The 23,964-nt window shown below is 38.8% G+C and carries 24 protein-coding genes and 1 pseudogene; 12 read left to right on the forward strand and 13 right to left on the reverse strand.

What is annotated here, in order from left to right; genetic code table 11:
* The first annotated feature begins 162 nt into the window (after window positions 1–162).
* Entirely contained in the window at window positions 163–717 is a 555-nt protein-coding gene (locus ACAN56_RS10370) for a TetR/AcrR family transcriptional regulator (protein WP_379142555.1), read from the forward strand.
* 378 nt (window positions 718–1,095) lie between these two features.
* Here the strand turns inward: ACAN56_RS10370 and ACAN56_RS10375 are convergent, their stop codons facing one another.
* From ACAN56_RS10375 to ACAN56_RS10395, 5 genes and pseudogenes are all read right to left on the reverse strand, one after another.
* Complete coding sequence (locus ACAN56_RS10375; RefSeq protein WP_076111746.1) at window positions 1,096–1,284, reverse strand: hypothetical protein; 189 nt, start codon at window positions 1,282–1,284, stop codon at window positions 1,096–1,098.
* Between the two features lie 277 nt (window positions 1,285–1,561).
* Window positions 1,562–1,910 (reverse strand): annotated as a pseudogene (locus tag ACAN56_RS10380) (GNAT family N-acetyltransferase).
* Window positions 1,911–2,514: 604 nt separating this feature from the next.
* Window positions 2,515–2,889 (reverse strand): type II toxin-antitoxin system RnlB family antitoxin, encoded by a 375-nt coding sequence (locus ACAN56_RS10385; protein ID WP_379142558.1) that lies wholly within the window; start codon window positions 2,887–2,889, stop codon window positions 2,515–2,517.
* 59 nt (window positions 2,890–2,948) lie between these two features.
* Complete coding sequence (locus ACAN56_RS10390; RefSeq protein WP_379142560.1) at window positions 2,949–4,001, reverse strand: type II toxin-antitoxin system RnlA family toxin; 1,053 nt, start codon at window positions 3,999–4,001, stop codon at window positions 2,949–2,951.
* On the reverse strand, window positions 3,994–4,959 hold the full coding sequence (locus tag ACAN56_RS10395) for a ribonuclease H1 domain-containing protein (RefSeq protein WP_379142562.1): 966 nt from the start codon (window positions 4,957–4,959) through the stop codon (window positions 3,994–3,996). Before ACAN56_RS10395 ends, ACAN56_RS10390 begins: the two co-directional genes overlap by 8 nt.
* Window positions 4,960–5,361: 402 nt before the next feature.
* On the opposite strand from ACAN56_RS10395, the gene ACAN56_RS10400 reads away from it, so the two are divergent.
* Together ACAN56_RS10400 and ACAN56_RS10405 are read left to right on the forward strand one after the other, a co-directional pair.
* Window positions 5,362–6,669, forward strand: coding sequence for a tetratricopeptide repeat protein (locus ACAN56_RS10400; RefSeq protein WP_379142564.1), 1,308 nt, complete (start codon window positions 5,362–5,364; stop codon window positions 6,667–6,669).
* Window positions 6,670–7,089: 420 nt separating this feature from the next.
* Window positions 7,090–8,928, forward strand: coding sequence for a helix-turn-helix transcriptional regulator (locus ACAN56_RS10405; RefSeq protein WP_379142566.1), 1,839 nt, complete (start codon window positions 7,090–7,092; stop codon window positions 8,926–8,928).
* Between the two features lie 139 nt (window positions 8,929–9,067).
* Here the strand turns inward: ACAN56_RS10405 and ACAN56_RS10410 are convergent, their stop codons facing one another.
* The 4 genes from ACAN56_RS10410 to ACAN56_RS10425 all read right to left on the reverse strand — a co-directional run bounded on the left by ACAN56_RS10410 (window position 9,068) and on the right by ACAN56_RS10425 (window position 12,575).
* Entirely contained in the window at window positions 9,068–9,589 is a 522-nt protein-coding gene (locus ACAN56_RS10410) for a hypothetical protein (protein WP_379142568.1), read from the reverse strand.
* Between the two features lie 111 nt (window positions 9,590–9,700).
* Entirely contained in the window at window positions 9,701–10,678 is a 978-nt protein-coding gene (locus ACAN56_RS10415; RefSeq protein WP_379142570.1) for a CBASS cGAMP-activated phospholipase, read from the reverse strand.
* On the reverse strand, window positions 10,675–11,340 hold the full coding sequence (locus ACAN56_RS10420) for a ubiquitin-conjugating enzyme family protein (protein WP_379142572.1): 666 nt from the start codon (window positions 11,338–11,340) through the stop codon (window positions 10,675–10,677). The genes ACAN56_RS10415 and ACAN56_RS10420 overlap by 4 nt, the downstream gene beginning before the upstream one ends.
* A 2-nt stretch (window positions 11,341–11,342) precedes the next feature.
* The gene (locus ACAN56_RS10425; RefSeq protein ID WP_379142574.1) at window positions 11,343–12,575 is read right to left on the reverse strand and encodes a nucleotidyltransferase domain-containing protein; all 1,233 of its coding nucleotides are present in this window, start codon (window positions 12,573–12,575) and stop codon (window positions 11,343–11,345) included.
* A gap of 529 nt (window positions 12,576–13,104) precedes the next feature.
* Between ACAN56_RS10425 and ACAN56_RS10430 the strand changes: the two genes are divergently transcribed.
* The 3 genes from ACAN56_RS10430 (at window position 13,105) to ACAN56_RS10440 (ending at window position 14,292) form a co-directional block, all read left to right on the forward strand.
* On the forward strand, window positions 13,105–13,239 hold the full coding sequence (locus tag ACAN56_RS10430) for a hypothetical protein (RefSeq protein WP_379142576.1): 135 nt from the start codon (window positions 13,105–13,107) through the stop codon (window positions 13,237–13,239).
* The gene (locus ACAN56_RS10435; protein WP_379142578.1) at window positions 13,220–13,576 is read left to right on the forward strand and encodes a hypothetical protein; all 357 of its coding nucleotides are present in this window, start codon (window positions 13,220–13,222) and stop codon (window positions 13,574–13,576) included. Before ACAN56_RS10430 ends, ACAN56_RS10435 begins: the two co-directional genes overlap by 20 nt.
* A 71-nt stretch (window positions 13,577–13,647) precedes the next feature.
* The gene (locus tag ACAN56_RS10440) at window positions 13,648–14,292 is read left to right on the forward strand and encodes a hypothetical protein (protein WP_379142580.1); all 645 of its coding nucleotides are present in this window, start codon (window positions 13,648–13,650) and stop codon (window positions 14,290–14,292) included.
* Here ACAN56_RS10440 and ACAN56_RS10445 read toward each other — a convergent pair.
* The gene (locus tag ACAN56_RS10445) at window positions 14,282–15,226 is read right to left on the reverse strand and encodes a DUF4435 domain-containing protein (RefSeq protein ID WP_379142582.1); all 945 of its coding nucleotides are present in this window, start codon (window positions 15,224–15,226) and stop codon (window positions 14,282–14,284) included. The genes ACAN56_RS10440 and ACAN56_RS10445 overlap by 11 nt on opposite strands.
* Window positions 15,223–16,230: an AAA family ATPase gene (locus tag ACAN56_RS10450; protein WP_379142584.1), complete on the reverse strand. Its 1,008-nt coding sequence runs from the start codon at window positions 16,228–16,230 to the stop codon at window positions 15,223–15,225. The genes ACAN56_RS10445 and ACAN56_RS10450 overlap by 4 nt, the downstream gene beginning before the upstream one ends.
* A 170-nt stretch (window positions 16,231–16,400) precedes the next feature.
* On the opposite strand from ACAN56_RS10450, the gene ACAN56_RS10455 reads away from it, so the two are divergent.
* The 4 genes from ACAN56_RS10455 to ACAN56_RS10470 are packed head-to-tail and all read left to right on the forward strand — an operon-like array spanning window position 16,401 to window position 19,351.
* Complete coding sequence (locus tag ACAN56_RS10455) at window positions 16,401–16,739, forward strand: hypothetical protein (protein ID WP_379142586.1); 339 nt, start codon at window positions 16,401–16,403, stop codon at window positions 16,737–16,739.
* A complete protein-coding gene (locus ACAN56_RS10460; protein WP_379142588.1) occupies window positions 16,736–17,449 on the forward strand; it encodes an 8-oxoguanine DNA glycosylase in 714 nt (237 codons plus the stop codon). The genes ACAN56_RS10455 and ACAN56_RS10460 overlap by 4 nt, the downstream gene beginning before the upstream one ends.
* A gap of 5 nt (window positions 17,450–17,454) precedes the next feature.
* The gene (locus ACAN56_RS10465) at window positions 17,455–18,723 is read left to right on the forward strand and encodes a PfkB family carbohydrate kinase (protein WP_379142590.1); all 1,269 of its coding nucleotides are present in this window, start codon (window positions 17,455–17,457) and stop codon (window positions 18,721–18,723) included.
* Window positions 18,695–19,351, forward strand: a complete 657-nt coding sequence (locus ACAN56_RS10470; protein WP_379142592.1) for a 7-cyano-7-deazaguanine synthase — start codon at window positions 18,695–18,697, stop codon at window positions 19,349–19,351. The genes ACAN56_RS10465 and ACAN56_RS10470 overlap by 29 nt, the downstream gene beginning before the upstream one ends.
* A gap of 227 nt (window positions 19,352–19,578) precedes the next feature.
* Here the strand turns inward: ACAN56_RS10470 and rlmH are convergent, their stop codons facing one another.
* Together rlmH and ACAN56_RS10480 are read right to left on the reverse strand one after the other, a co-directional pair.
* Complete coding sequence (rlmH, locus tag ACAN56_RS10475) at window positions 19,579–20,058, reverse strand: 23S rRNA (pseudouridine(1915)-N(3))-methyltransferase RlmH (protein ID WP_038601220.1); 480 nt, start codon at window positions 20,056–20,058, stop codon at window positions 19,579–19,581.
* A 93-nt stretch (window positions 20,059–20,151) separates the two neighbouring features.
* Window positions 20,152–21,945, reverse strand: coding sequence for a helix-turn-helix transcriptional regulator (locus ACAN56_RS10480; protein WP_038598186.1), 1,794 nt, complete (start codon window positions 21,943–21,945; stop codon window positions 20,152–20,154).
* Window positions 21,946–22,112: 167 nt separating this feature from the next.
* Here ACAN56_RS10480 and ACAN56_RS10485 point away from each other — a divergent pair, with 167 nt between their 5' ends.
* Both ACAN56_RS10485 and ACAN56_RS10490 read left to right on the forward strand, forming a co-directional pair.
* The gene (locus ACAN56_RS10485; RefSeq protein ID WP_038598188.1) at window positions 22,113–23,024 is read left to right on the forward strand and encodes an ABC transporter ATP-binding protein; all 912 of its coding nucleotides are present in this window, start codon (window positions 22,113–22,115) and stop codon (window positions 23,022–23,024) included.
* Window positions 23,021–23,962 (forward strand): DUF2705 family protein, encoded by a 942-nt coding sequence (locus ACAN56_RS10490; RefSeq protein ID WP_231578359.1) that lies wholly within the window; start codon window positions 23,021–23,023, stop codon window positions 23,960–23,962. Before ACAN56_RS10485 ends, ACAN56_RS10490 begins: the two co-directional genes overlap by 4 nt.
* Window positions 23,963–23,964 lie beyond the last annotated feature (2 nt).

The following is a 23,964-nucleotide window of genomic DNA, read 5'->3' on the forward strand; positions in this document are numbered from 1 at the left end:
CCAATTAGATTATTTAACACTCGTTGAAAATTCAACGTTTGTTTGATAAAATCACAATATAAAAAATCAAAGGAATGTTCAATCGCTAAAACGATTATAATTGTTGAATAATCAACAAACACCTAAGGAATGTTTAATATTCTGACTCCGAAGGAGAAATAAATGGACAGACGTATTCAAAAATCCAAAAAGGCTATCATGGATGCTTTTATAGAGCTATTGTCGGAAATGGACATTGAAAATATCACAATAAATAAAATTGCTGATTTAGCAAATGTAAATCGTGGAACGGTATATTTACATTTTCTAGATAAATATGACCTGCTTGATCAATATTTAGAAGAACAAATTAATCAATTATTAGAAAAGTGTGCTCCCAATGAGGTCACAGATAAATTCACTTCGAAATCCACATTGCTTCGAGTTTTTGAATATTTAGAACAGAACTCCAATTTGTATTCAACTATGCTGAAAAATAGAGGAATACCTGTCTTTAGGAATCGCTTACTTCTTATTGCCCAACAAAGTCTCAGTAAACAATTTGATTTAATCTCTTTCGGGCCAGATTTTAATAAAGAAATAACAGTACAATTTCTAGCGTCAGCTATAATAAGCTCTTTCGAATGGTGGATTACCAATTCGATTCCATATCCAGCTTCAGTTATGGCAGAACAGATTTGGGCATTGTTAGAACGGATGATGATAACGTCTCCATGAGCAGAAACCCTGCGTAGAGCTGCAGATCAGCTAATTTCAAGATAGATTATTGCAGGACATCACCAGTACACATTCAGTCAAACTAATATTATGCGTAATAGAATTAAACTCCAGTTACTTCAACGAAAAAGGGAGCAGCTGCCTGCCACGGCGATCTGCTCCCTAATTATTTAACCAACGTTCCCAGTTAGCTTAACGCCATTTCAGGAAGAGTAGTTAGTTCTTTGTAAATCTTATCTGATAAATAGTCATATCCAAGTTCACCAAAATGAAGCCCATCATTTCTGAGACCTCTCAAAATTTCGGGCAAATTATGAAGGTTGACCATGCTTGAGAATATTTCCATATAATGGCTGCTAGTTGCTTCGCTCACTCTTCTTACGATACTGGCCGAAGAACGGCTGAAGGAGTTGCATTTGTCCAACCGCTTTCGTTAAGACCAAATTCTCGGAGGCTTTTAATTATTTTTTCATATGCATAAGCTTCCTTGAGCGGATACTCATTCGGTTCTAAATGATTTAATCTATCGGGAAGCGTTATATTATTTTTAGCTGTTTTTTTCCTCATTGTATTCTCCTCTAATAGCTCAGTCCTTTAAATAAAATGGAATTGTTCACAAGAATGGATTGATATTCCAGCGCATGTGATAATACCATTAAATGGTTACAAGATCCAAAGACAGATCCATGCACAGGAGACAAACCTAAAACCGTTCATCTCGGCTTGCTTGTGTTAATCAGGCTGGACGATAGGAGGCGCGTCGGTAGCGTCATGCTGGCCTTTGAGATACCATCGGCTAATTTGCTCCTGTGTCGGCTTGAGTTTCTCATTAACTCAATACCTTTTACATACCAACTGATTTTGGATATGTGTATTCAAACCCGTATTTCTTATATAGATTATCTGCTGGTATATCGGCGATTAAACTAACATAGGAACCCTTCGGAGCCTTCTCGTCCAAATATTTTATTAGCTCGGACATAATCCGTTTACCAAGCCCTTTTCCTTAATGGATCGGATCGACTGCAATATCAACAATATGAAAAAAAACAGCCGCCATCTCCAATAATTCTACCCATTCCAACTAGCTTATCAGCTTCCCTCAAAGTAACAATAAAGAGGCTGTTTTGAAGGGCTATTGTCGAGCCTGCCAAATCTTTTGGGCTTAGACCAGCAGCAACCCTTAAGGAAATATATTCTTCGGTTCAGGTCAGCAGTTCTTTATCTCAATGCTACTTGATATTTAAATCCTCCATTTAGGCTCTAACATCTGAATTCTTCAATAGTTCGCCCTACTTATGATACGGTTCCCCGCGCTAGCTGAAGCGGCAAGTTTCATTTCAGCAATAAGAAGCTCGCAGGAATAAACCAATGTATCATTATGATAAATCAATCACCATTAACGAGGCGACACGCTCATTCCTCTCCGTTACTCTGATTAGAAAGGTAATTAGCTCTTCCACTGTTAAACACATATACTGGCTTTGCTGTCCGCTTTAAGCATGTGAATGAGCTAATCCCATTCAGATCAATGCATAAGTACGTCCCTGAAAGTTCTCCTGCAGCTCCGAGGGCAACAAAAATATTAAAACAAGTAAATCCACACGTTATCGTGCTCCACAAAAAAAGCACTTGAATACACAAAAAGTGTTTTCAAATGCTATATTATATTCCAGCCAATTTTGTATGTTTGAACAGGTATGACTCTTTTTTGATACAATTAACTATTACACAACACAAACCTTGTTCGCCTTCAAACATATACCTATTGTGTGCCTCAGCAAGCGAGTCAATACATTAAATTGGAATTCCCATGCTAATCATTTTCTTTTGTTGAGAATTTAATACCGAATTATCTAAAAAGATACTATTCTGCTTTAGATACTCACAAGAAATTTTCCTTAAATCATTTTTTTTATCTATTTTCAAGACATTAAACAAATCGATATTTTTTTGTTCCCCATCATAGAATGCTTCAATAAAACGCTCCGAATTATTACCCATACTTAAAAGTAAATCAAAAACAACCTTGAAATTGCTCATGTTAGATTTTGAATTTAACTCAGTGGTAATATCCATTAAATAGGTAAGTGGTGTTTCAAATGATGTGGAAAGTACGAGATATTCAAAGTCATCGCAACTCAACTGTAATAATTCGTAACCTTTCATCATTATCCCCTCCTTACCGGGTAATCAATTTATTATAACACAGTTAAATTTCAAAATAAACCCTATACCTTATGGTAATGGTCGATAATGGAAAATGCGTCGGTTATGAGTCCTTTTGCTTCCCCTAAATTTTCAATTATTCTGGTATCATCAAAAGCTATATCTTGATCTGCCCAATGAAATAATCTGTGGCGTTGGGTTTGGTGAAAATTATAAGCGTCTTCAAGATTCCTTACCTTATGTGTGTTATTTATTTGATTGGAATATTCCTCATCTAATCTATATCTTCCCCCATTAGATTCACGTCTAAACATATTGAAGCAACTGTTGAACCCTAAGGGAATATTATAAGAATGCAAAGAAATTTTCAAGTGACCTTCAACTGCCCTAAGTGCGGGAAATACAAGGTATGAGTATTCAAACATATCCCCTTTTAGCTGTAAATTATATATCCCTTGGTGGAGAACTTTTTTATACTTAATACCATGTTTATCATGCGATGATGGGAAATAGTACTCGTATTGTGCTTCAACGTCAGACTTTTTCACATCAACCTTGTAGTTATCATTAAAGGTCTTTGGTAATTCATCTAGATCAATAAGTTCAGTTATACATACAACTGCCTCGTTATATAATAATAGTGGTCTGCCTTGTATCATTACGGTTTTTGTTTGATAACGGTGAATGACCAAGTTTTCATCATATATTCCAGTAAAGCGATAGCTACCATCCGTATGATTACAGTAGGATTTTGTGTACTCACTTATTTTTAGCAATTCAATAACAGCTAAAAAATCATCCTCTTCGATATTTTTCGCAACAAACCACTGGTTATTAGAGTTTCCCATTGAACATTCCGGGTCATCCTTTATAAAATTAGCCAATTCTTCCTTGAATTCATTAGTTATACCACTTGATAAGTCAATAGAAGTGCCTCCTTTACTTAGAAATTGAAAATCAATATATGTACTGCATTCTCCATTAATATATATTCTTCTTCTCGTTCCACCAAAAGGTTCAAAAGATGAAAGGGTACATGTCAAACTTTTCACCCTCAGGAACTTATCAATAGAACTATGTATTTTTTCTCTATTTAAGTTAAGATTCCTAAACAATATAATTCCCTCCTAATTTACTAACATGTAATATCAATTTCTGACTCTCACCGTTCTTAACCTTTATGTTCATAGTTATTTTAATATCTAAATTTTCCCATTCTAACTGTATTTTCAGATCCTCAATTTCGTTTATTTTATGACCGGTTTCTTTCCAGAAGGTTTTTGCAAACTTCCTTAGCTTACTTTCAGTTATTTCAACCCCATTGTGAATAAAAGAAATTTTATTCTTTACGTTATCGTTTTCTGCCATAATTGAATAAAAAAGTTCTATTTCCTTGGTCTTTTGAGAGCTATCCAACCTAGACATTACTAAATTGTTATTTATATATTTTTGTATAGCACTTTTAGCCAATATATCCGCTTCTTCATTGTAACGAACGCCGGTATGTGCTGCTACTTTAATAAATTCAATTTTTATAACTTGCCTATACTTTTCTATAAATTCAATGTAACCCTTGGTACCTTTTTTTTTTGCCCTCCAATCTCCACTAGCCCACTTAGCAATACCTTCATAATCATGGTAAATTGTAATATTTTTATGATTATTATTACTAGCCCACTCAATAGCTTTCATAGCACCGGTTAACTCACCCGCTACATTCCATAGATCAATTAAATCCACATCATTTCCTACATCAGACAATCTCTCGATTTTATCTCCATCAATTATTATACAACCATAAGAGTATAGGGAGTTTTCCTTTGAGTAACTTCCATCGACATATGCCCTTAATGTTTTGGTTTTGGTTTTATTTTCAGTTACATCTGTATATCCTTTTACTGATCCCGATTTACCTGTACTAGTTGAAAGTCCTAAATATTCGTTAGCTTCCTCAAGTGTTGAAAACCCCTTATATTCAGCATTACTATGTCCTTCAACCTGCTTTTTGCATTCGGTCCAACTATTATAAATGCCTGCTTCCTTCCCGTTTCTCACTGCATAGTATTTTGCCACATTAGATCACCGCCATATTTGGACTAAACATATTATATAAGACAATCACAATTATATTTGTCAAATATTGTCGAACTGTTATTTAATTTTAGCAATTATGAACATAAATTAAAAAATGAATTTCTCTTCCCGCAACACTACTTTAGTACTATCCGTTTATGATAAAATGGGTATATGTGGACATGTAATCAAACCACCTATATTTCCATATAGAAACAAAAACTTTATTTCACAAAATTGAATTTAAATAGTTTAGGAGCCACAGTTTCAAGTTCAAATTTGATTGTAATAAAATGCGAGAAAATTTGCCTAAAGGACTGTAGAGAATATAATAATTAATGTCGTCATAGCACTTTCAAGATTAACCAAAATATTGAGTAATCGAACTGGAGCTAAATAAAAATGACTACTACGGGTGAACTTAAACAACAGGCAAACAACCTTCGTAAATCGGGTAATTTAATAGATGCGCTTCATATCTATAGAATCTTATGGGAAGAAAGCTCTGACAAATTTGATGGCGCGGGTTTTCTACACTGTCTTAGAAAACTAAAGTTATTTGATGAAGCTTTACCTCTAGCAGATGAACTTTTATTAAAATATAAAGATTTCAATTGGTGTAAAATTGAAATCACTTGGACATATATAGAGGGCATACTAGAGCAGTTCGGAGAAAAAGAACCTTTAGAAAACGTGTTACTGGTGGCCAATAAAATTTTAAGCTTACAGCCTGAGGATATCGCATTGAGGAAAGTGGTTTTTTCTACATTGAAATTCGCAAAAAACACGAACAAATGGGATATTATTAATGAATGGGTATCTAAAGTTGACCCCTCAATATTAAGTAAAAATCCAATACTTGAGAATAAGCGAGAAGGTTGGAGCTATTATACACTTTGGTATAACTATAAAATTAATGCATTAATCAAATTAGGTCTGTATTCTAAAGCTATAGAATTATTAAATTTACTTTTACCGGAAATTCCATATGGACAACAAAAATTTTTCATTAGACTTGAAGCTCTAACTTACTACCTTATTGGAGAATATGATAAAGCAGAATTAATTTATAGCAATTTGTGTAAACACCCAAAAGCCGATTGGTGGTTATTACATGAATATGCGAAAGTACTTAAAAATACAGATAATTCAACTAAAGCATTGTCATTAATGTATCAAGCTGCTGCAAGTAACCCTAAAATTGAATCTATGGTGACCCTTTTTTTAGATATAAGTATCCTTTCCAAAGAAAACAACAACCTTGAAAATTCCAGAAATCATTTATATTTAACCCTCTATGTTAGAGAAAAACAGGAATGGAAAGTTACAGAAGAATTACTTTCGCAGATTATTTACCTCAATAAGGAAATAGGTAATGATAACAAACCTAAGAACCTATTTGAGGCTTTGAAATTATGTAAAGAGGTATGGAATTCTAATCCTGATAGCACTAGAGTTATAAATAATACTGTTCTTACTAATCCTAAAAAAGCAGAAAATCTTATTGGTAATGTACGAATTGGCAAAAATGAAAATCCTTTTTGCTTTATATATTTACCGAATGGCGAATCTATTTTTTGCTATAAATCAGAATTACCTGCTAATATAAAGGAGAATGATACTGTATTATTTGATAGTATACGGTCGTTTGATAAAAAGAAAAATACTCAGTCATGGAAGGCAATAAATGTTCGATTTCAGAATATATAAATTGAAAGTAACACCCGTTCGTTAGAACAGGTGTTACTTTCGCAAATGAGTATGTATCAATTTTAAAATATTTTTATATTACAAGGAGAAACAACGTTATAAGCCTTTCCCATAGTACAATTATTGATAAGGTATCGTCTGCCATCAATTACGATACGTTTCACCGTGCTTTCTGTAACGGCTAGATATAAAGAAGGACCATCCCATACTAAGGATGGTCCTTCTTTAATTTTACATCATCTTCGTCTTCCAACAACTCGGATAATTACTGCAGCCCCAGAACATTCTTGACAAATGCAAAAATAATAACTAATATTTACCTAAAATAAGATTAACACATGACGTGAACGAAATTAATATTACATGTGAATATCATTCACAAGATAGGCGTGGGGATAATCATAGAAAGGACTGAAACTAATGCGGCTGGTTGGTTTAAGAGAGATCGCTGATATATGTGGTGTTTCCTCATCATCAGTAGCAAATTGGAGAGTAAGAGAACCTAGCTTTCCAAAGCCTATGCAGGAAATAAAAGCAGGACCAATTTTTGACCTATATGAAATAGAGCAATGGATGCTTCAAAAAGGCAAAGATACCAGTGGAATTATATCTTTAAAAAAGAAAGGCGGAGATGAAAATATGCTTACAAAAAAGATTTGTATAGTCGGTAGATCAAGGGTAGGAAAATCAAGACTTGTTTCAAGGTTCTTGAAATACGCAAGATTAGCACGTAGACAATTGGAGTCAAGCGGTAAGGATTTCACAAAACTTAACTTTAAATTTTATCTCACAAAAGGACTTGAAAAGAAAAGCTTTATGCGTTATTTAGCAGCTGATTCTACTCTAAATGGTATTGAAGTACCGTTTAATGATGAACACGAGGATGAAATTAAAAACTTTTTAAAACGAATCGAAAAAGAAAATACTTATTCTCAGAAAGCAGAGAGTGAATTGGCAGGTAAGCCAAGACAGTTAAACCTTTTAACTGATATTATCGAAATTGTAACTGAAGCAAGTTCGTTTGCAAGAGAAATAATGGGTAATTCCATTGATTGTCTCATTATTACAGATACTCCTGGGGTTTCAGGTAATGTACCGCTTAATGTTGCTAACGATGCAGATGTATATCTATTGATGATGAAAGATGATAATGATAAAGAATTTCACGAATCCATTGAGAAAATTATACCAAAGATAGCTGGTTCAAATGTATTGTTTATATATCGTAATGGTAACACATATACAACATTAGAAGGTTATAATGAAGTACTAAGACAGGTAAAGGCCGCAGTTGAAGATTTTACTGATGACTTATCAAAGTTAGTAGGTAATTCAGTACTTAATACATCATTAGAGGTACTAAACCCTTCCGGAAAAGTAATACCAATGGGTGCATTTGATATAGTAACACTTAATTATGTAGAGGAATGTTTTAATAAAGATTTATATGATAAGTTAAATACAATATTTTCCACAAAGAAAGGAGTTAACGAAGAACAGGTAATTATTGATTCTCTTATTGAGTGCAGTAAACCAAATGCAGCGGTAGATTATAGAACTAGCGATGTAATTAATTATTTTGATAAAGTTGTCAAGGAATTCATTTTGCCAAATATAGGTGCTAATTGGAAAGCTAATTTTAGTACAGAGGGACATGATAGGGTAAAGACGAAGGATAATTATAGAATTGAGTATTTTGCAGATTTAAATTGTAACTCTGTGCTAGATAATCTGTATAATTTATATAAGGTTATGAAATATGATAGTTCTTATAACGTTCCAAAGATAGTACAAGAAGCAGTTATTAAGTTAGTATATCTTAAATTAACAGAGTCCCTCAAATTTGACTGCGGGATATTTGCAGGTGGACATCCATTTGAAGACAGTACTTGCAAGACAATGTTTGTAGAAGAAGCTATATTTGCCGATGAGTTGTTAAACAAGGATACAGCACCTAATTTAACTGTTTCTGATTATTTTGATGTAATGCGTGCAAACGGTATATCATCAGCAACATGGGATTGGGTATATAAGAAGTCACCATACATTGGGGAATATGCTTATTGCAATACCAAGTTAGATGTTATACAGCATTGTGGCTTAAATAACTTGCAGTCAAATAATACACAGCAGTTGATATATAACTCTTATACAATGGGTTTATTTAAGTTAGGACAGTATAATCTTTACAGTTTTTTATTACGTAACCTTAGCGTAAATGATGTATCAGACAAGCATACTGCTATGTCTTGGTTGTAATTTTACTATTTACCCCTCCTCTGTTTATCAAATAATTTTTTAAAACTTTTCTATTTATGAAAGTCTCACCGCGACAGCTGCAGGGGCAAGTTGATATGAAAAGGACACCTGTGATCGAGTGTCCTTTTCAAAAACCAAGTTATTTTCTTCTCACACTCAAACCTGAGTTTGGCTTCGGTATCGCCTTAAACTTGCTTTCCGGATCTCTGAGAGTTGACAGAAGTTTCGCGGCATCTACAGTTTGTCCTAGCAGCGCTTGTGACTCTGGCCTAGGATCGAAAACTTCTTTAGCACGGTAAATCTCTAATTGACCCTCCTCCTCTTCAATCACACGTGCACAAAGACCTCTAATATAGTATGTGTTAAACTCGCCTTCAGCCAGGGTCTCATTCGCCGTATGAGGAACATCCTTTTCAATATATCCTACTCCACGTGGCTTCTTTGCTAATTCTTTTGCAGCCATGTACTCTCTTAACTTTCGAGCGAAATCCTCATCGTCTCCGTTTTGAGCATATTCCTTTAATAATTCTGGATAAACTGTCTTACCTGTTTCTGTAAGTCTTCCACTAAGATATAATTTACCTTTTTGCAAGTCATAATCAATTTCCCTTATCATGTACTCTCTTGTAATTGGGTCTAAATTCTCAAGGTATAATGCCATTGTATCCTCTCCTTCAATTAATAATTAACCTGAAACACTCACCACAACAAATCTTCTAGCACTGACAAATATCCTGTTGAACGAGGAAAATTAGTACAATCTAAAGCTAATTTAGTAAGGGTAAGGCGTGAATATTTCTGCTTTTGTATCAAGAAACCCTCTCTTACGTAGTTCAGCTATCTCGTATCTTGCCGTCTCATCGGCTAGCGACCTTAACAAGCCTATCCTTTCAACTCCGTCCAGAGTATATAACTTTGGAGGTGTAGTCGGATTGATTCTATATACGTTATTATGCGTATGGTTTTCTGCTAGAAGGGTAGCAATTCCATAGGAACTTGATGACTGTGAGCGCATAAAGACTTCAATAAGCCCCATTTTCCAATCAGCTACCCCCATGTTTTCTTTTTCTAAATTAATATCAAAAGGCTCTTCAGTACAACCCAAGCTCAAAACCCGAAGTTCTTTTGGCTTCCATTTTAACACTCCAACAGCTTCAACCGTAGCAAGTCCAATTGGATTGTTAGCAAATACTCCCCCATCCACAAGCGGTACGCCGCTTTCCGTTCTAAAAGTTTGAAAGTATAGCGGAGCCGCAGCAGTTGCCAGGGCTGCTTCTACCGCGCTTTTCTTCCAATCTAACTCAAACCTAGGATGATGTCTTGTTTTGTAAATTCGAACAATGCCTTTTTGAATATTAAATGATGGGATAACCAATCTCACTCGGCTATCACCAATAATGCGATTTCCGAATAATTCATCCAATGCACCTTTGAGGACTTTAGCATCATATTTTGTATCGAACAACATATCTGCATGACCGGTAGTCACCCTTCGGGCTAGCCTAGCAAAATATCCTTGTTTTTTGGGTTGAAAGATACTCGGGCCATAGCTCTGGTAAAAATTGAGGATTTCTTCAGCCGAAAAGCCAAGTCCAAGCCCAAGTGCTATAATCCCCCCTGTAGAAGTTCCTACTATTAAATCAAAATAATCAGCTATCGGTTGACCTAATTGCCCTTCTATTTCGGCTAGTAGTGCAACTGGGAAGACACCTTTGATTCCTCCGCCATCGATTGTCAATATTCTTTTCATTTGCGCCCCCGCACTGTCTCATAATACTTGTAGCAATAATTCAATTCATATTCAAACTCCTTAGGTGTCTGGAACCCTTGAATTTTTTTAAGAATAGGAGCATGACATTTTCTAATTATTGCTCCTCCTCCACATGGACAAGGTAAGTGACCCCGCACCTTTTCATATGCCAATAAATACAAGAGATTTAATGCTAAAATCGGTTCAGTAACTTCAAATAACTCCATATAGTATTTCATTATTCCTTTAGCACCATGATCAAGTTCACCGTAAGGCAACACACTCTTTTGAGATAAGTGCTTATGTGTATATAGATAGGGAACTAGAAGATTTTCGACAAATCCAACTAATGTTGGATCTGCCGAAAATTTTTCTTTAATTGCCAAAGGTGCACCTAAACATAATGTTCCATCTGAAAAGGTATGGAATGTTCTGGGGATCTCCCCCTTTAATTCACGAGCTTTTGGAGGGGAAATTGGATAATTAGCACTTAGCTCAATCTCCACCGTATATTCCACCTCCATAATCTCATTATCTTGATATTGTGCGCAGAAGCGCAGTTCTCCTCGAACGAAATGTTTATCTTTCTCAAAATCAAGGATAACATTAGGGTATCGTTCCCGCAGTTTTCTAAAATGATCCTGCACAATATGACCATTCACTGCTAGTTACCCCATGGTTTAATAGGAACCGAAATTTGTACTAATGGCGGGGAGATAACAGCAGCACTTGTCGGCAATCCTAGAGTCCTAGCTGCATTTATAGAAACCTTACCAAAAGTTGTCTCATACCCTTTTACAATCTTTCCAACATCATTGGTTCCAATAATCTCAACAATGTCTTCCTTGACCCAGCTAGTCCATTCGAAAAAGGCTCTTGCTTTTTGGTTATTATTTTCATGCCAACGATCTGCAAAATTCTCATTTGGATTAACAGGATTCGGTATGACCCAGGTTCCATCGTCTTTTCTGGTAATTAATGATTGTGTTTGAAGTGATTTATTCAGGCTGTAATCGGAAGATAGCAAGGCGGATAACATATCAAACTGATTTACTATGTTTCTAAGAGCTAATAAAACAGTAGGCTCACCATTGTAGAGTTTAGCTGCCAAAGTAGTAATAATCATTGAGATAGGTCTGTCTAGAGCCATGGGGTGATTGATAAAACGGACATCACGATGTCGCTTTAAGATTTGGATTGCTCGTTGTAGGGGAGTCTTGAGAAGTGCTTCGGGAACTTCATCAATACTGGCGTATATTTCCCGATTAGTTTCAAAGAGATTTCGTTTCTGAACGGATTTAACTATATCTAAAGCTGGTTTGTTAATATCATCAAACCAATCAGCATACCCACTTGGATTACTGCAATACCAGTCATATGTTTTATTCTTATTCTTATGGGTAATAGCAATAGCCTTTTGGGCTATTCGCGGATCAATAAGATGGTTTCTTAATACGGCCTCTTCAGGAGTTGCCGGTAGAACATCCAGATGGAAACCCACTCCCTCCTCTTCGGCATAAAGCAAAGTCCAGCAGCGCCTTCCCTCTTCATCAAGCATCTTTCTGTACTTTTCATGTTCCGTAATTCTCGTTCCAACAATCCGCTTCAGATCTTCTGGAGTGATGCTATCCTTGGAAATCTGGAACTCGCTCACTAAATCAATATCATAATCAGCGTCTTGTCCGTTTTTAATCGGTCTCACGACAGTTCCAAGTCTAAAAGAACCTTGGGGGTAAAAATGTATATCCTCAACACCCTCAAAATCCCCCTCAGCAATCCAACTACTAACAGCAGTATATCTTTCAACAGCTTGTTTATACTTTGTAGGAGAAATGTCTAACCGAGAAGCAATACCATCTAACAAAGAGGATACTTTGGACTCAATCTCTATTGTCATACGCAACCCACCCCTCTATAATTTTTTTGAAAATAAGAAGGATATCCGTCATTCATGACGTATACATAGGTATAGCCATCACAGCTTTACATATGAGGTATGGAAATTCTCCATACTGATATCTTCTTCATGCTCAGAAAAACTCTAAGCATATTTCATTCTGAAATGAAGAACACCAACCCTTAAAGACAAACCAAGTGTACCACCACTTAGGTTTGTCTTTTTATTTTTCTCTCAATACGCATCACCTCACCTGAAGAAATTAGCACTCAAAATAAAAGAGTGCTAATTTCTTCTATTATACTTCATTCTTAGATTTATATACAAGTATTATGGGAGCATAAGTTCCCCTAAAATCGAGAACACGGATTGTATCATTTCGAGTTATCAAATCTGTGAATGAAGAACCCCATCGTTGGTGCTCTAGGTCTAGCAACTAGCGTTTAAGATTAGGACTTATTTTTTCGCAGAGTAGCAATCCATAAATAAATATCATATCTTTGAAACCAAAAGTTTGGAGGAGTAGAATATGAACCCAGATTTTTACACAAATGAATTGATGAGACAAGCCTTGGTGGAATTCCTGAGAGGAGCATTCAATTACGACGGTACGCTACATCTGCTTGCAGTCTCAGCAAGGAGAGATGAGACGAATATGGTCTGAGCGACACCGCTGGAGATTAAGAGTCGCATTGACCTACAGGGAAAATGACACCTCGCTTAACCCTTACTGGGACGGAACTGAGCTTGATGTCGCTTTGCTTGTAGGGAATATCTGGCTGCTTGACGAAGCAGCTCTGGCAGATGAACCCCCGATCATTGAAGGAAGCCCAAACGCATTGGCCATAGAATGGGTAGCGGAAATAGCTCCGCCGTTGTGGGTATCGAACGAGGCCAGAGAAGCAGCAGCCACTGAAGCGATTATTACGGAAACGAGAAACGAAACACATAAGACAAACCCTCACACCGAAGACCCGTTCACCGACTATTTTGAGAAGTAGTTTACCGTCTGCTGGATGAAAGCATTTTCTGAAGGATTTCTTGCGGAGTAAACAACCGAAGGGAGAATAACATGATTACATTAAGCGATAAAGAAAAGCGTGCCGTGGTTACCAACGTTCAGGAGCGCATCAACGAACATTTGGGGCGTTTTCCTTACGCCCGATATCCGGTAGAACCGCTAGAGGAGTGGCGCAAAATTTTCTGCGATCCGGCCTCTGTTCCGCCTGAGACGATCAAAAAGGCCCTCAGCTGGCACTTCGGAGGCTGGCAACGGCAAAGCCTGCCCTCTGCCGTGTCGCACACGATCGCTGCCATTCTCAAAGCCTGGACGGAGCTCTTGCCGCTGATGTCAGCTGAATCGCAGGAAATTTTCAGATTCTGGCAGGGACAACTTCCAGATTGGGACACCGGCTTTTCGGCAGCAGCCCTTCTGCTCCATCTTCAACGTCCGGACGATTTTGAACTTATGGATCGGCACCGAATGGAAGCCATGCGGGATCTGCTTCAGGAAAGCCTTCATTCTGAAAATGAGGCAAGCCTGGGACTTGAGTTTGCTGATCTGGAGGATTACACATCCTTTTTCCGATCCATCATTCCCAAGTTACATAAGGACGATTCACAAATCAAGCTCGACCGTTTCTTGAAGGCCTACGGTAACAGGCACGCCTACAAGCAGGTGTACCGCATTGAGGTGTCGGAAATATTTATACATTAACACCTACCAGTAAATCATTGCTCCAAATCCCTTTTATATACTCAGTCAAGCACTGTGGGGTTTCAGCATGTTGTGAAATTTGCGATATTAATTCAGAATCTGTAGCCCTGAAAGAAATATTTCTTTTCTTAGAAAAATAATTTCCATAAAGGTTTTTATCATTTAACACAAGTATAAGTTTTGTTAAAAACTTTTCTAAAAAATCTATCTCATATTTCCCTCGAAATACTTGTTGATAATTTAAGGAACTCAAAGAGGCAATCATATCTTCAATTTCTTCGGATGTAACTTGGGCTGCTTTTGGAAATTTAATGCGAATACTTTCTTGATTATAATTCTTTTGTACATCTGTAAGGCTGATAGTAATAAATTCTCTCATTATATTATTATGTTGCTTATTTAGATTCAATTCTACAAATTCATTTTTACTTTTGTTCATCTGACATATTATCCATGCATTCAATTCTAACATTTTCTCATGGAATTTTCTTTGTGTGCTTATGTATAAATCAACGCATTTCTCAAAGTCTGCTTCATCATCGTTCATTTTAAATTCATCTTCTAGTATGGTTCTAAAAGCAACCTCTGAAGTATAGAAATTTTCAATTGAATGGCATGGAGTCTCATAAATTAGAGCATTATTTAGAGTATCATCAAAATCTTTATCAACAAAAGCAAGTATTTTCCCTTGTTTATAATATTGATTTTTTGATATTAACTCACGGGTAGCGATAACCTGTTTCTTTCCCCCACATTCTATAAACTTTGATCTGTTTCCTTCACAAATACTATTAACTCTTACTCTATAATATGTTGCGTCTTTGCCCTCAACAAGGCATATAGCTCGCCCCCTTTCTTTAGCGTAAATCAAGCAAAATTTCATGTAGCCTACTGTGTCAGTTGCTAATTTTTCTAACATATCGTCTACATTCATTCTGACAACTCCTTGTTAAAAGAATCTATGCTCTTTGCATAAACTTTAAGAGAGTTATTGAAAACAAATGGTGAATGTGTAACAACAAACATTAAATCGCATTTACCTGTATTCAAGATATCAACTAATAATTTTTCTTGCCATTCGATTGATAAAGATAGTTCTGGTTCGTCAAATAAAATAACGAACTTTTCATGATTAGATAAATATATTTTTGAAAAAATAGAAACGATCTGCTTCTCGCCTGAAGAAAGGTTACTTAAATCAACAGTTTGTTCTTGTTCATTATAAAGATTAATAGCTCCCAAGCTATCATCATATTCGAAATACTTCTTAATAAGATATCCATTACACGTTTCAATAAAATCTAGTAAGTATCCTTTATATTGCAATGAGATGCTCTTATCTCCGGATATTTGATTTAATACTTTCTTCACATCGGTCATTCCGAACTGAATGATTTCATTAAAAATCGTTTCACCAAAGTTTTGTTTAAATACGTCTTCTTTCTTAAAATCTTTTGAATCATGATGATATGTTATTAATTTATAAAGATCCTCTTCAACTCTTCGATAAGTTGGAAAATGAAGGAGTTCACTACTAACATTCTCTCTTATTGATTTCATCTTGGAGTATAGAACCTTATCTTCGGAATTAATCGTTTTTTTTAAAAGTTCTTCTTTATCTAAAACCTCACATAATTTCCTGATTTCACCTATTCTACTATCATTCTTTTCATGATTTTTATTGAATCTCAATTCCTCGTAAGTTATTATTACTGTTTGTTTCTTGAACTTTATCCTTATAGATTTAAAAATAATTGGTTCTAACTTATCTAGTTCACCTCTCAAAACAAAGTTAAATATTTTTAAAAAGGTGGACTTACTCTGACCATTTTCACCAATAATAATCATTACATTATCAAGAAAGGGAATTATTATGTTTTTTTCATCGAAAAGTCCAAATATTGCAAATTCAAGAATATTACTACCATTCTTACTCAAATTATCACTCCTAAATATGATAAAGTCCTTAAAAAATTCGACGTAGTATATGCTTTAACCTCTATAATAATTGATCCTAAGCATATATTTAATTTGACCAAATCAGTAAAAGGATTTCGGAACATTAAGCAGAATTATACAATTATACGCTTTATTTAGGAGGGCTTATTATGGGCGGCGGAGATTTTTCAAGTTTACCATCAAATTCTTGCGATAGTACACCCAGCTTTTTAGTTATTGTAAATGAAAATCAAGATGTCATATCTTTCTCTTGTGAAGTTGAACAAGAGGTTCATCTAGAGTATTCCAAGGCTGAAGGTTCATATTTTCCAACAATTTTAGTTAAAAGAACTTCTGATGACCTACTAATAGGTCTAGTACCTCCAAGCCATGTATGGATAATAAAATGTCTGGAAGAAGGCTGGGAATATCGGGGTAAAATAAGACGCGTTATAGATCCAGGTCCAGATCCTAAAATTTCTGTTATATTTCGTGGTGTGAAAAAATGAATGATTCTTCCAAACCAGAATTAATATTAGAACAGTTATGGAATACCTATGGCTCTTCAATAGTTCCAGAACTTGACATAAAGGTGCTTTCAAACGATAGGTTAATCGAAGAATTCTTTTTTATTGTTCTTGGTGGGTACGGTATTACTTATGAACAGAATAATTCTGCCTTAGAAATATTAACTCAGAAAAATTTATTTAATCCTCATTATTATCAAAACAAAGATACCCTAATTCAAACTACAGAGAAATTGAGAAACGAATTAAATACCAAGCAGTTTGGTCCATTAACAAAAGAGGGCGAACTTCGAAAGTATCGATTTGTCAATATTAAGGCAAAAACATTGGCTTATGCAGGGCATTGGTTATGGAATGAATGTCAATGGAATATTAAATTAAAATTAGAAGAACTAAATTCACTAAATGAAAGAACATGGCTTTGCACTTGTCCAGGTGTCGGCTTAAAATCAGCAAGTTGGTTTTTACGAAATACTGGAATAAATTACGATTATGCAGTTTTAGATGTACATGTAATAAGATTTTTAAAAAAAATTGGATTTGATATTCCCGATAAAATAACAGATACTACATATTTACATTTAGAGGATTTATTTAGAAAAAAATGCAAATCAATTAAAGTTTCGTTAGGTTCGATGGATTATTTACTCTGGTTGCTTGGAAGAAACGGTTATATTGATTATGTGAGGTGAATAAATTGAACCTGAGCGTTTATGGAGAAATTGGACATGATATATTATTAGACTCCGAAACAATTATTCCTCGCACTGGAGGTGCTGGATTGTACGCAGCACTGGCTGCTGCTAGACAAAGCGTTAACGTTAATTTTTTGACGGTTTATGGCCCGGAAATAAACAAATACAGTATAGCTGTTTGGAACAAGATGGGGGTTAGTTTTGATTATGCGCTAGAAATAGACAACTATAGCTTACCTAAATATCTAGTTACGGGCTTCAAAGCTTATGAAAAAAAGAAAAGTGTCGCAATGACCGATATTACACTCGGAATTGAGTATTCACCTTCTCTTTCTTCTGAATCTAACGGATTACTTATGTTTCCAATTGATCACAGTTTGCCAGTTGAACTATGTATAGAGGCATATGAAAAGGGTATCCCTGTATTCCTTGATCCAAAAACAAATAATAAATCTATTTCAAGTGCAAGAAACTTATTAAAATATACTACTATTTTATTGGTAAATGAAGAGGAAGCTTTTCAAATTACTAGCACCAATAACCTTAAAGAAGCTATAGAAGCTCTTTTACATTGTGGCTCAAAATACACAATATTAAAGAGAGGGCACCACGGCTCAATTCTTATTTCAAAAGATGGTATACTCAATTTCCCCGCTTATCAAAGCAAAGTAAGGTGTACGCTTGGCTCTGGAGATATTTTCGCAGGAGCACTTGCAGCAACGTATCTTAGAACCCAAGATATAGATTACTCAATTAAAATCTCGACCTGTGTTGCTGCTAATTTCATAGAGAGTTTTGAGACAGAATCTATAATTAATCGTGCAGGGGTAGAGCAAGATATATTAATTAGAGAATATCGTTTGTCAACCACTCTAAAGAAGGCTATCTACTTAGCAGGACCTTTCTTTAGCGAGCAACAATTGATTTGGTTAAATTTAGTTTGTAACAGTCTTAAAAATGCAGGTTTTCAAGTACTTTCCCCATCCAGTGAAAATGGCATTATAACAAAGGATACTACTTTTGAGGAGAGAAAGCACATATTTAATCAAGACATTAAATTATTAGAAGAAGCAGAGTTTATGGTTGCACTTTTAGATCATGATGATCCAGGTACTTTTTTTGAAATAGGATATGCTTTCAAAAAGAAAATACCTGTATTTGCTTTAAAAACTTCCCCGTTTCATATAAATAATATGATTTTATTTGGGTGTATATCAGTAAGTTCTTCAATTGAAGAACTTGTTGATTTATTATATCGTTATGGAGAATAAAGTTGTTCTGTTATTATCAGGGGGAATTGATTCGGTAGTACTGTTATATTGGCTAATAGAAAATAAATATAAGGTTTATCCCCTACATATTAATTATGGTCAAACAACAAATGAAAGCGAAATAAAAGCTATTAAGCAGATTCTATCTAAAGAATTATTAAGTCATACTTTTTTTATGGATGTACCATCTTTAATTACGATGGGTTCTGGCACATTAACGGGGGAGTATCCTAAACAAGTTGGATCTAGAGAAGCTTGGCATGAAAAGGAGTTCTTCCCAAACAGAAACTTAATATTACTTACTCTCGCATCATCTTATAGCTCTAACATTAATATTAATAAAATTTCCATAGGTGTTGTGGGTAGAAATTCCTACTCTGATACTAAAAATTCTTTTTTGAAAAGTGCTCAAAAAACACTCTCACTCTCACTAAATCCAATTGAAATAATTGCTCCATTCGCCGGGAGATCTAGAAAAGAAGTTATTAGAAGTGCTATCAATTTTAATGTACCTATCGAATTAACTTTTTCCTGCAATTCTCACAGTGGTAATCACTGCCTTTTCTGCAATAGTTGTTTAGAAAGACAACAAGCATTGGACTTGATGGGTAAACATAACCAAATGTAGAAGATCAACGATTTGGGTGATCATTCCCGAATCTCTTTTAGGTTCCGCACAAGGACACTATTTCATCTGATGCCAAGTAGGAATAAATCCGTTCAACACTATGCCATTAAATAGGTGCAAAATGCCTCTATAGCAAGCTTTTTCGCAGGAAGTGACTTCGGGTAAACCTCTACCATTCTAATCCTTTTTCACGCCTTTTACGCAGTTCTCCACCAAAAAACTTGCCCCTACTTATGATACGGCTCCCCCCGGTTTATCTTCACCGCCCGATACACCTGCTCCACCAGCACCAGCCGCATGAGCTGGTGGGGCAGCGTCATGCGGCCGAAGCTCATGCGCTGCTGGGCGCGGCGCAGGACCTCATCGGAGAGCCCGTGGCTGCCTCCGATGACGAAGGCGACATGGCTCGTCCCGTAGGTGCCGAGCCGGTCGATCTCTGCGGCAAGCTCCTCGGAGCTCCAGAGCTTGCCGTCGATCGCGAGCGCAATAACATGCGCCTCGCTCTTGATGTGCGCGAGGATGCGTTCGCCTTCGCGTGCCTTAACCTGGACAACCTCTGCGGCGCTTAGGTTGTCGGGCGCTTTCTCATCGGCTACTTCGATGAGCTGGAGCTTGAGGTACGGCGTCAGCCGCTTGGCATACTCCGCGATGCCGTCGGTCAGATATTTCTCCTTCAATTTGCCCACACCGATAATTTGAATTAACATAATATCCTCCATATGCCGGCCTCCGGGCCGGCTGCTGTATTCTTCGTTGTATGATTAGCAAGGCATCCGCCAGCTATCAGTCTTAAATCAATTCTATGCCCGAGGCTGCACCAGCTGCTCTTTCCTGCTCTTCTCTACGGCCTCGTCGCGGTCGCCCACCTGAAGCTTCAAATAAATCGCCGAAATATAGTTTCGGACGGTTCCCTCTGACAGATGCAGCTTTTGGGCAATCTGCTTATTGCGCAGCCCTTCCGTTAATTCTTGCAGAACCTCCAGCTCCCGCTCGGTCAGGTCATACGGATTAAGTGAAGTATCCAACTGCTGATCCTGGAACAGCTGCTGGGCCACCTCCTGCGAGATCATCGTACCGCCTCCGTAGACCAGGCGGATCGTCGCCGCCAATTCCTTCGGATGGAGTGCCTTTAGCAGATAGCCCTCAGCGCCAAGCCGCAGTGCTTCCGCCGCATAGGTAATCTCCTCGAAGGTTGTAATGATAATGACCCGGATCTCCGGCCACTTCTCCTTAAGCTGCCGGGTAGCCTCCAGGCCGTCCATTTCCGGCATGTGAATATCCATCAGGACAATATCCGGCTGCTCGGCGGCGCATTGCTCCAGTGCCTGCTTGCCACTCGCGGCAGTACGGATCCGGAAATCCTTCTCCTCTCCAAGCAGCAGCCTCAGACTCTCGCGGACCAGCGGCTGATCGTCAGCCAGCAGGATATCAATCCGCCGCTCCCCTTCCTGCGTCTGATTCGGGATCATACAGGTTACCAGCGTGCCGTCATTTTCCTGGGAATCAATATATAGCTTGCCCTGCAATGCCGCTAGACGCTCCTTCATACCGGTGAGGCCGAAGCCGTAGCGCAGCTGAGCAGTTCCCTTGCCGTTATCCTGAATCTGCAGCATGAGCTGGGCCGGATCATATTGCAGGACCACCCGGATGGCACTCGCCTGCCCATGCCTGCTGGCATTGGTCAGTGCCTCCTGCAGCGAACGGCATAACGTATGTTTGGCCTGCTTAATCACCGCATAAGGCTCGCCCATCGTGCGGAACGACAATGCGACCCCCGTATTGGATTCGAACTGCCCGGCAATCTGCATCAAAGCCCGGTCCAACGTCACCGGCTCCTCCAGCGGGTCCATCTGATGGACCTGCCGCCTCACATCTTCCAGCCCCTTGCGGGCTAGCTCCAGAACACTCTGAAGCTTATGCTCTCCTTCCTCCGTGGCTACATGCGGCCTCAGCGTTTCCAGGCCCAGAATCATCGAAGTATAGCTGTGTCCAATCGTATCATGCACTTCCCCGGCCATCCGGTAACGTTCCTCCAGCAGGGTCATGCGTTCAATCTGAGAGGAATACTGCTCCAGAATGGTATATTGCTCGTTGACTAGCGTCAGCTTTTGCCGGATCGCGTTGATTGACTTCGCTCCCATCTGCAATCCATATCCGGCTGCGTAGACGAACAACCCATCCGAGAGGCTCTTCCAGATCAGCGGGTGCGACAGTCCTTCCCCTATGGCGGGTCCGGCGCTTAAGCTGTACAGCAATAAGGTGATTGGAAGCGTATATAAGTGCGCCTTGCCCCGGGTATGGAAGGCAAGCATCATTACAGCAGGCAGGAATAATCGCGTTAAGCCAAAATAGTACGCCAGCGCGAACGCGATCCCGCCTGCGAATATAAATTCCAGAAGAATATACCGCGTCTTGAAATCCCGTCCAACCCATGAAGGAATTAAGCCGCCCAGCAATACCGCTGGCAGCACCAGCCAGAGCGGGAAATCCGGCTTATCCAGATACATCAATATAACGACCGCTATGCTCCATAACAGGCGTAAGAGCAGAACGGTTAGATCTTGCCACGCCCGCCGGGCTTTATTTTTTTGCATCAATCAGCATCTCCAATTCAGCTTGATCTGTTGTCACATCCAGCATATGACACGCAGTAACTGTTCAATATGACAGTCCGCTTGGTAGGTTATGGGCAGCGGGATTCAGCTAAGCGATATGCAGAATTATATCCTACTACAATCATTTGGAAAAGGGAGGGGTAGCTTTGCCGCTGCTTCAAATACGGGATCTGACCAAGGTCATTGGCCGCAAAACTCTTGTAGACCATGTATCACTGGAAATGGAAAAAGGAGAAATCATGGGCCTGCTGGGCCCCAACGGAGCTGGAAAAACAACGACAATCCGCATGATCGTGGGACTGGTCTCCAAATCGGAAGGACAGGTCATTATTGACGGAATCGACACCCGGCAGCAATTCTCCGCAGCTATGGGCAAGGTTGGCGTTATCGTGGAACAGCCCGATCTGTACAAATATTTATCCGGATATGACAATCTGATCCTCTTCTCAAGAATGAGTCCGGGCGTCACTGAGGACCGGCTGAAGGAGATTATCAAGCTTGTAGGACTGGAGCTGAGCATTTCTGCGAAAGTCAGTACCTACTCGCTGGGGATGCGGCAGCGTCTCGGCCTGGCTGTAGCGCTGATGCATAAGCCCTCTCTGCTGCTGCTGGATGAACCGACCAATGGCCTTGATCCGGCGGGCATCCACGAGCTGCGGGAGCATCTGAAGAATCTGGCCCGCCAGGAGAATGTCGGCATTCTGATCTCCAGCCATCTGATGTCGGAAATGGAGATGATGTGCGACCGCGTTGCCGTGCTCCAGCAAGGCAAGCTGATCGGAGTGCATCGTTTGTCGGAGCTGGTTCAGGAGGATGACGCGCTCGTCCAGTTCGAGGTTGACCGGCCCGAGCTGGCGGTGCAAGTACTGCAAGCGTTCCTGTCAGGTGCGGAAATTACTGCCGGCCACAACCAGCTTCGTGTACGCCTACCCAAGAACCGCATTCCCGAAATCAGCCAGAAGCTGCTGGATTCAGGCATCAACGTATACGGGGTGAACACGGTGAAGCGGACGCTTGAAGACAAATACCTTGAGATTACAGGAGGACAAGGACATTGAAGCTGATCAACTATATCCGAAATGAGAATATGAAGATTTACAAAAGAAAACGCACCTGGGTGCTCATTGCTCTCGTTGCAGTCTTCGTCATCCTTCAGATCATCAATGTGCGTGCTGGAGATGGGGGCACCGCTGCGGCAGACTGGAGGTCGCAGCTTGAGCAGGAGAATCACCGGCTGGCAGAGGAAGCTGCCGAACCGGATGCGTTGCAGATTGAAATACGGCAAGCGGAGAAAAACATTTTGCTGAACGAGTACTCCCTGCAGCATAATTTGCCGCCTGAGACGAATGCCTGGAGCTTTGCGGGGGATCTTTCAGGAAACATTATAGTTGCCGTCTCGCTGATCTCAATCATTATTGCCGGAGAGATTGCAGCTGCCGAATTTGTGTCCGGCACGATCAAGCTGCTGCTGACCCGCTCGGCCAGCCGGACAGAGGTGTATACCGCCAAATATATTGCCGCGATCCTGTTCGGACTGGGGTTGACGCTGCTCGGCCTTCTGCTCTCCCTGCTGTTCGGGGGAATCATGTTCGGCTGGGGCGGTCTTGGAGACAGCTATATGTATGTGCGGGATCACACCGTGCACCAAACGCCCATGCTGCTTTCAATCCTTGGCAGTTACTTGTTCCATCTGCCGTTTCTGTTGATTTCAGTTACATTGGCTTTTATGATATCTGCGGGTTTTCGCAGTCCTATCTTTGCTATCGTCATTCCCTTGTTCGTTTCCGTGGCCGGATTTGTCATTTCCATCGCCATGAACGGCTGGACGTGGACCCGTTTCTTTATTTTCTCCCATTCCGACCTTAGCGGTTATTTCTTGGGTGATCCGGCGGTGAAAGGCATGACGCTCGGCTTCTCTCTGGCTTTTATAGGACTTCATCTGGCAGTCATGCATCTTCTTTCGCACACCCTGTTCGTCAAACGTGATGTCTCATAACG

This window comes from Paenibacillus paludis (genome assembly GCF_042610515.1).
Lineage (GTDB): Bacteria > Bacillota > Bacilli > Paenibacillales > Paenibacillaceae > Paenibacillus_AQ.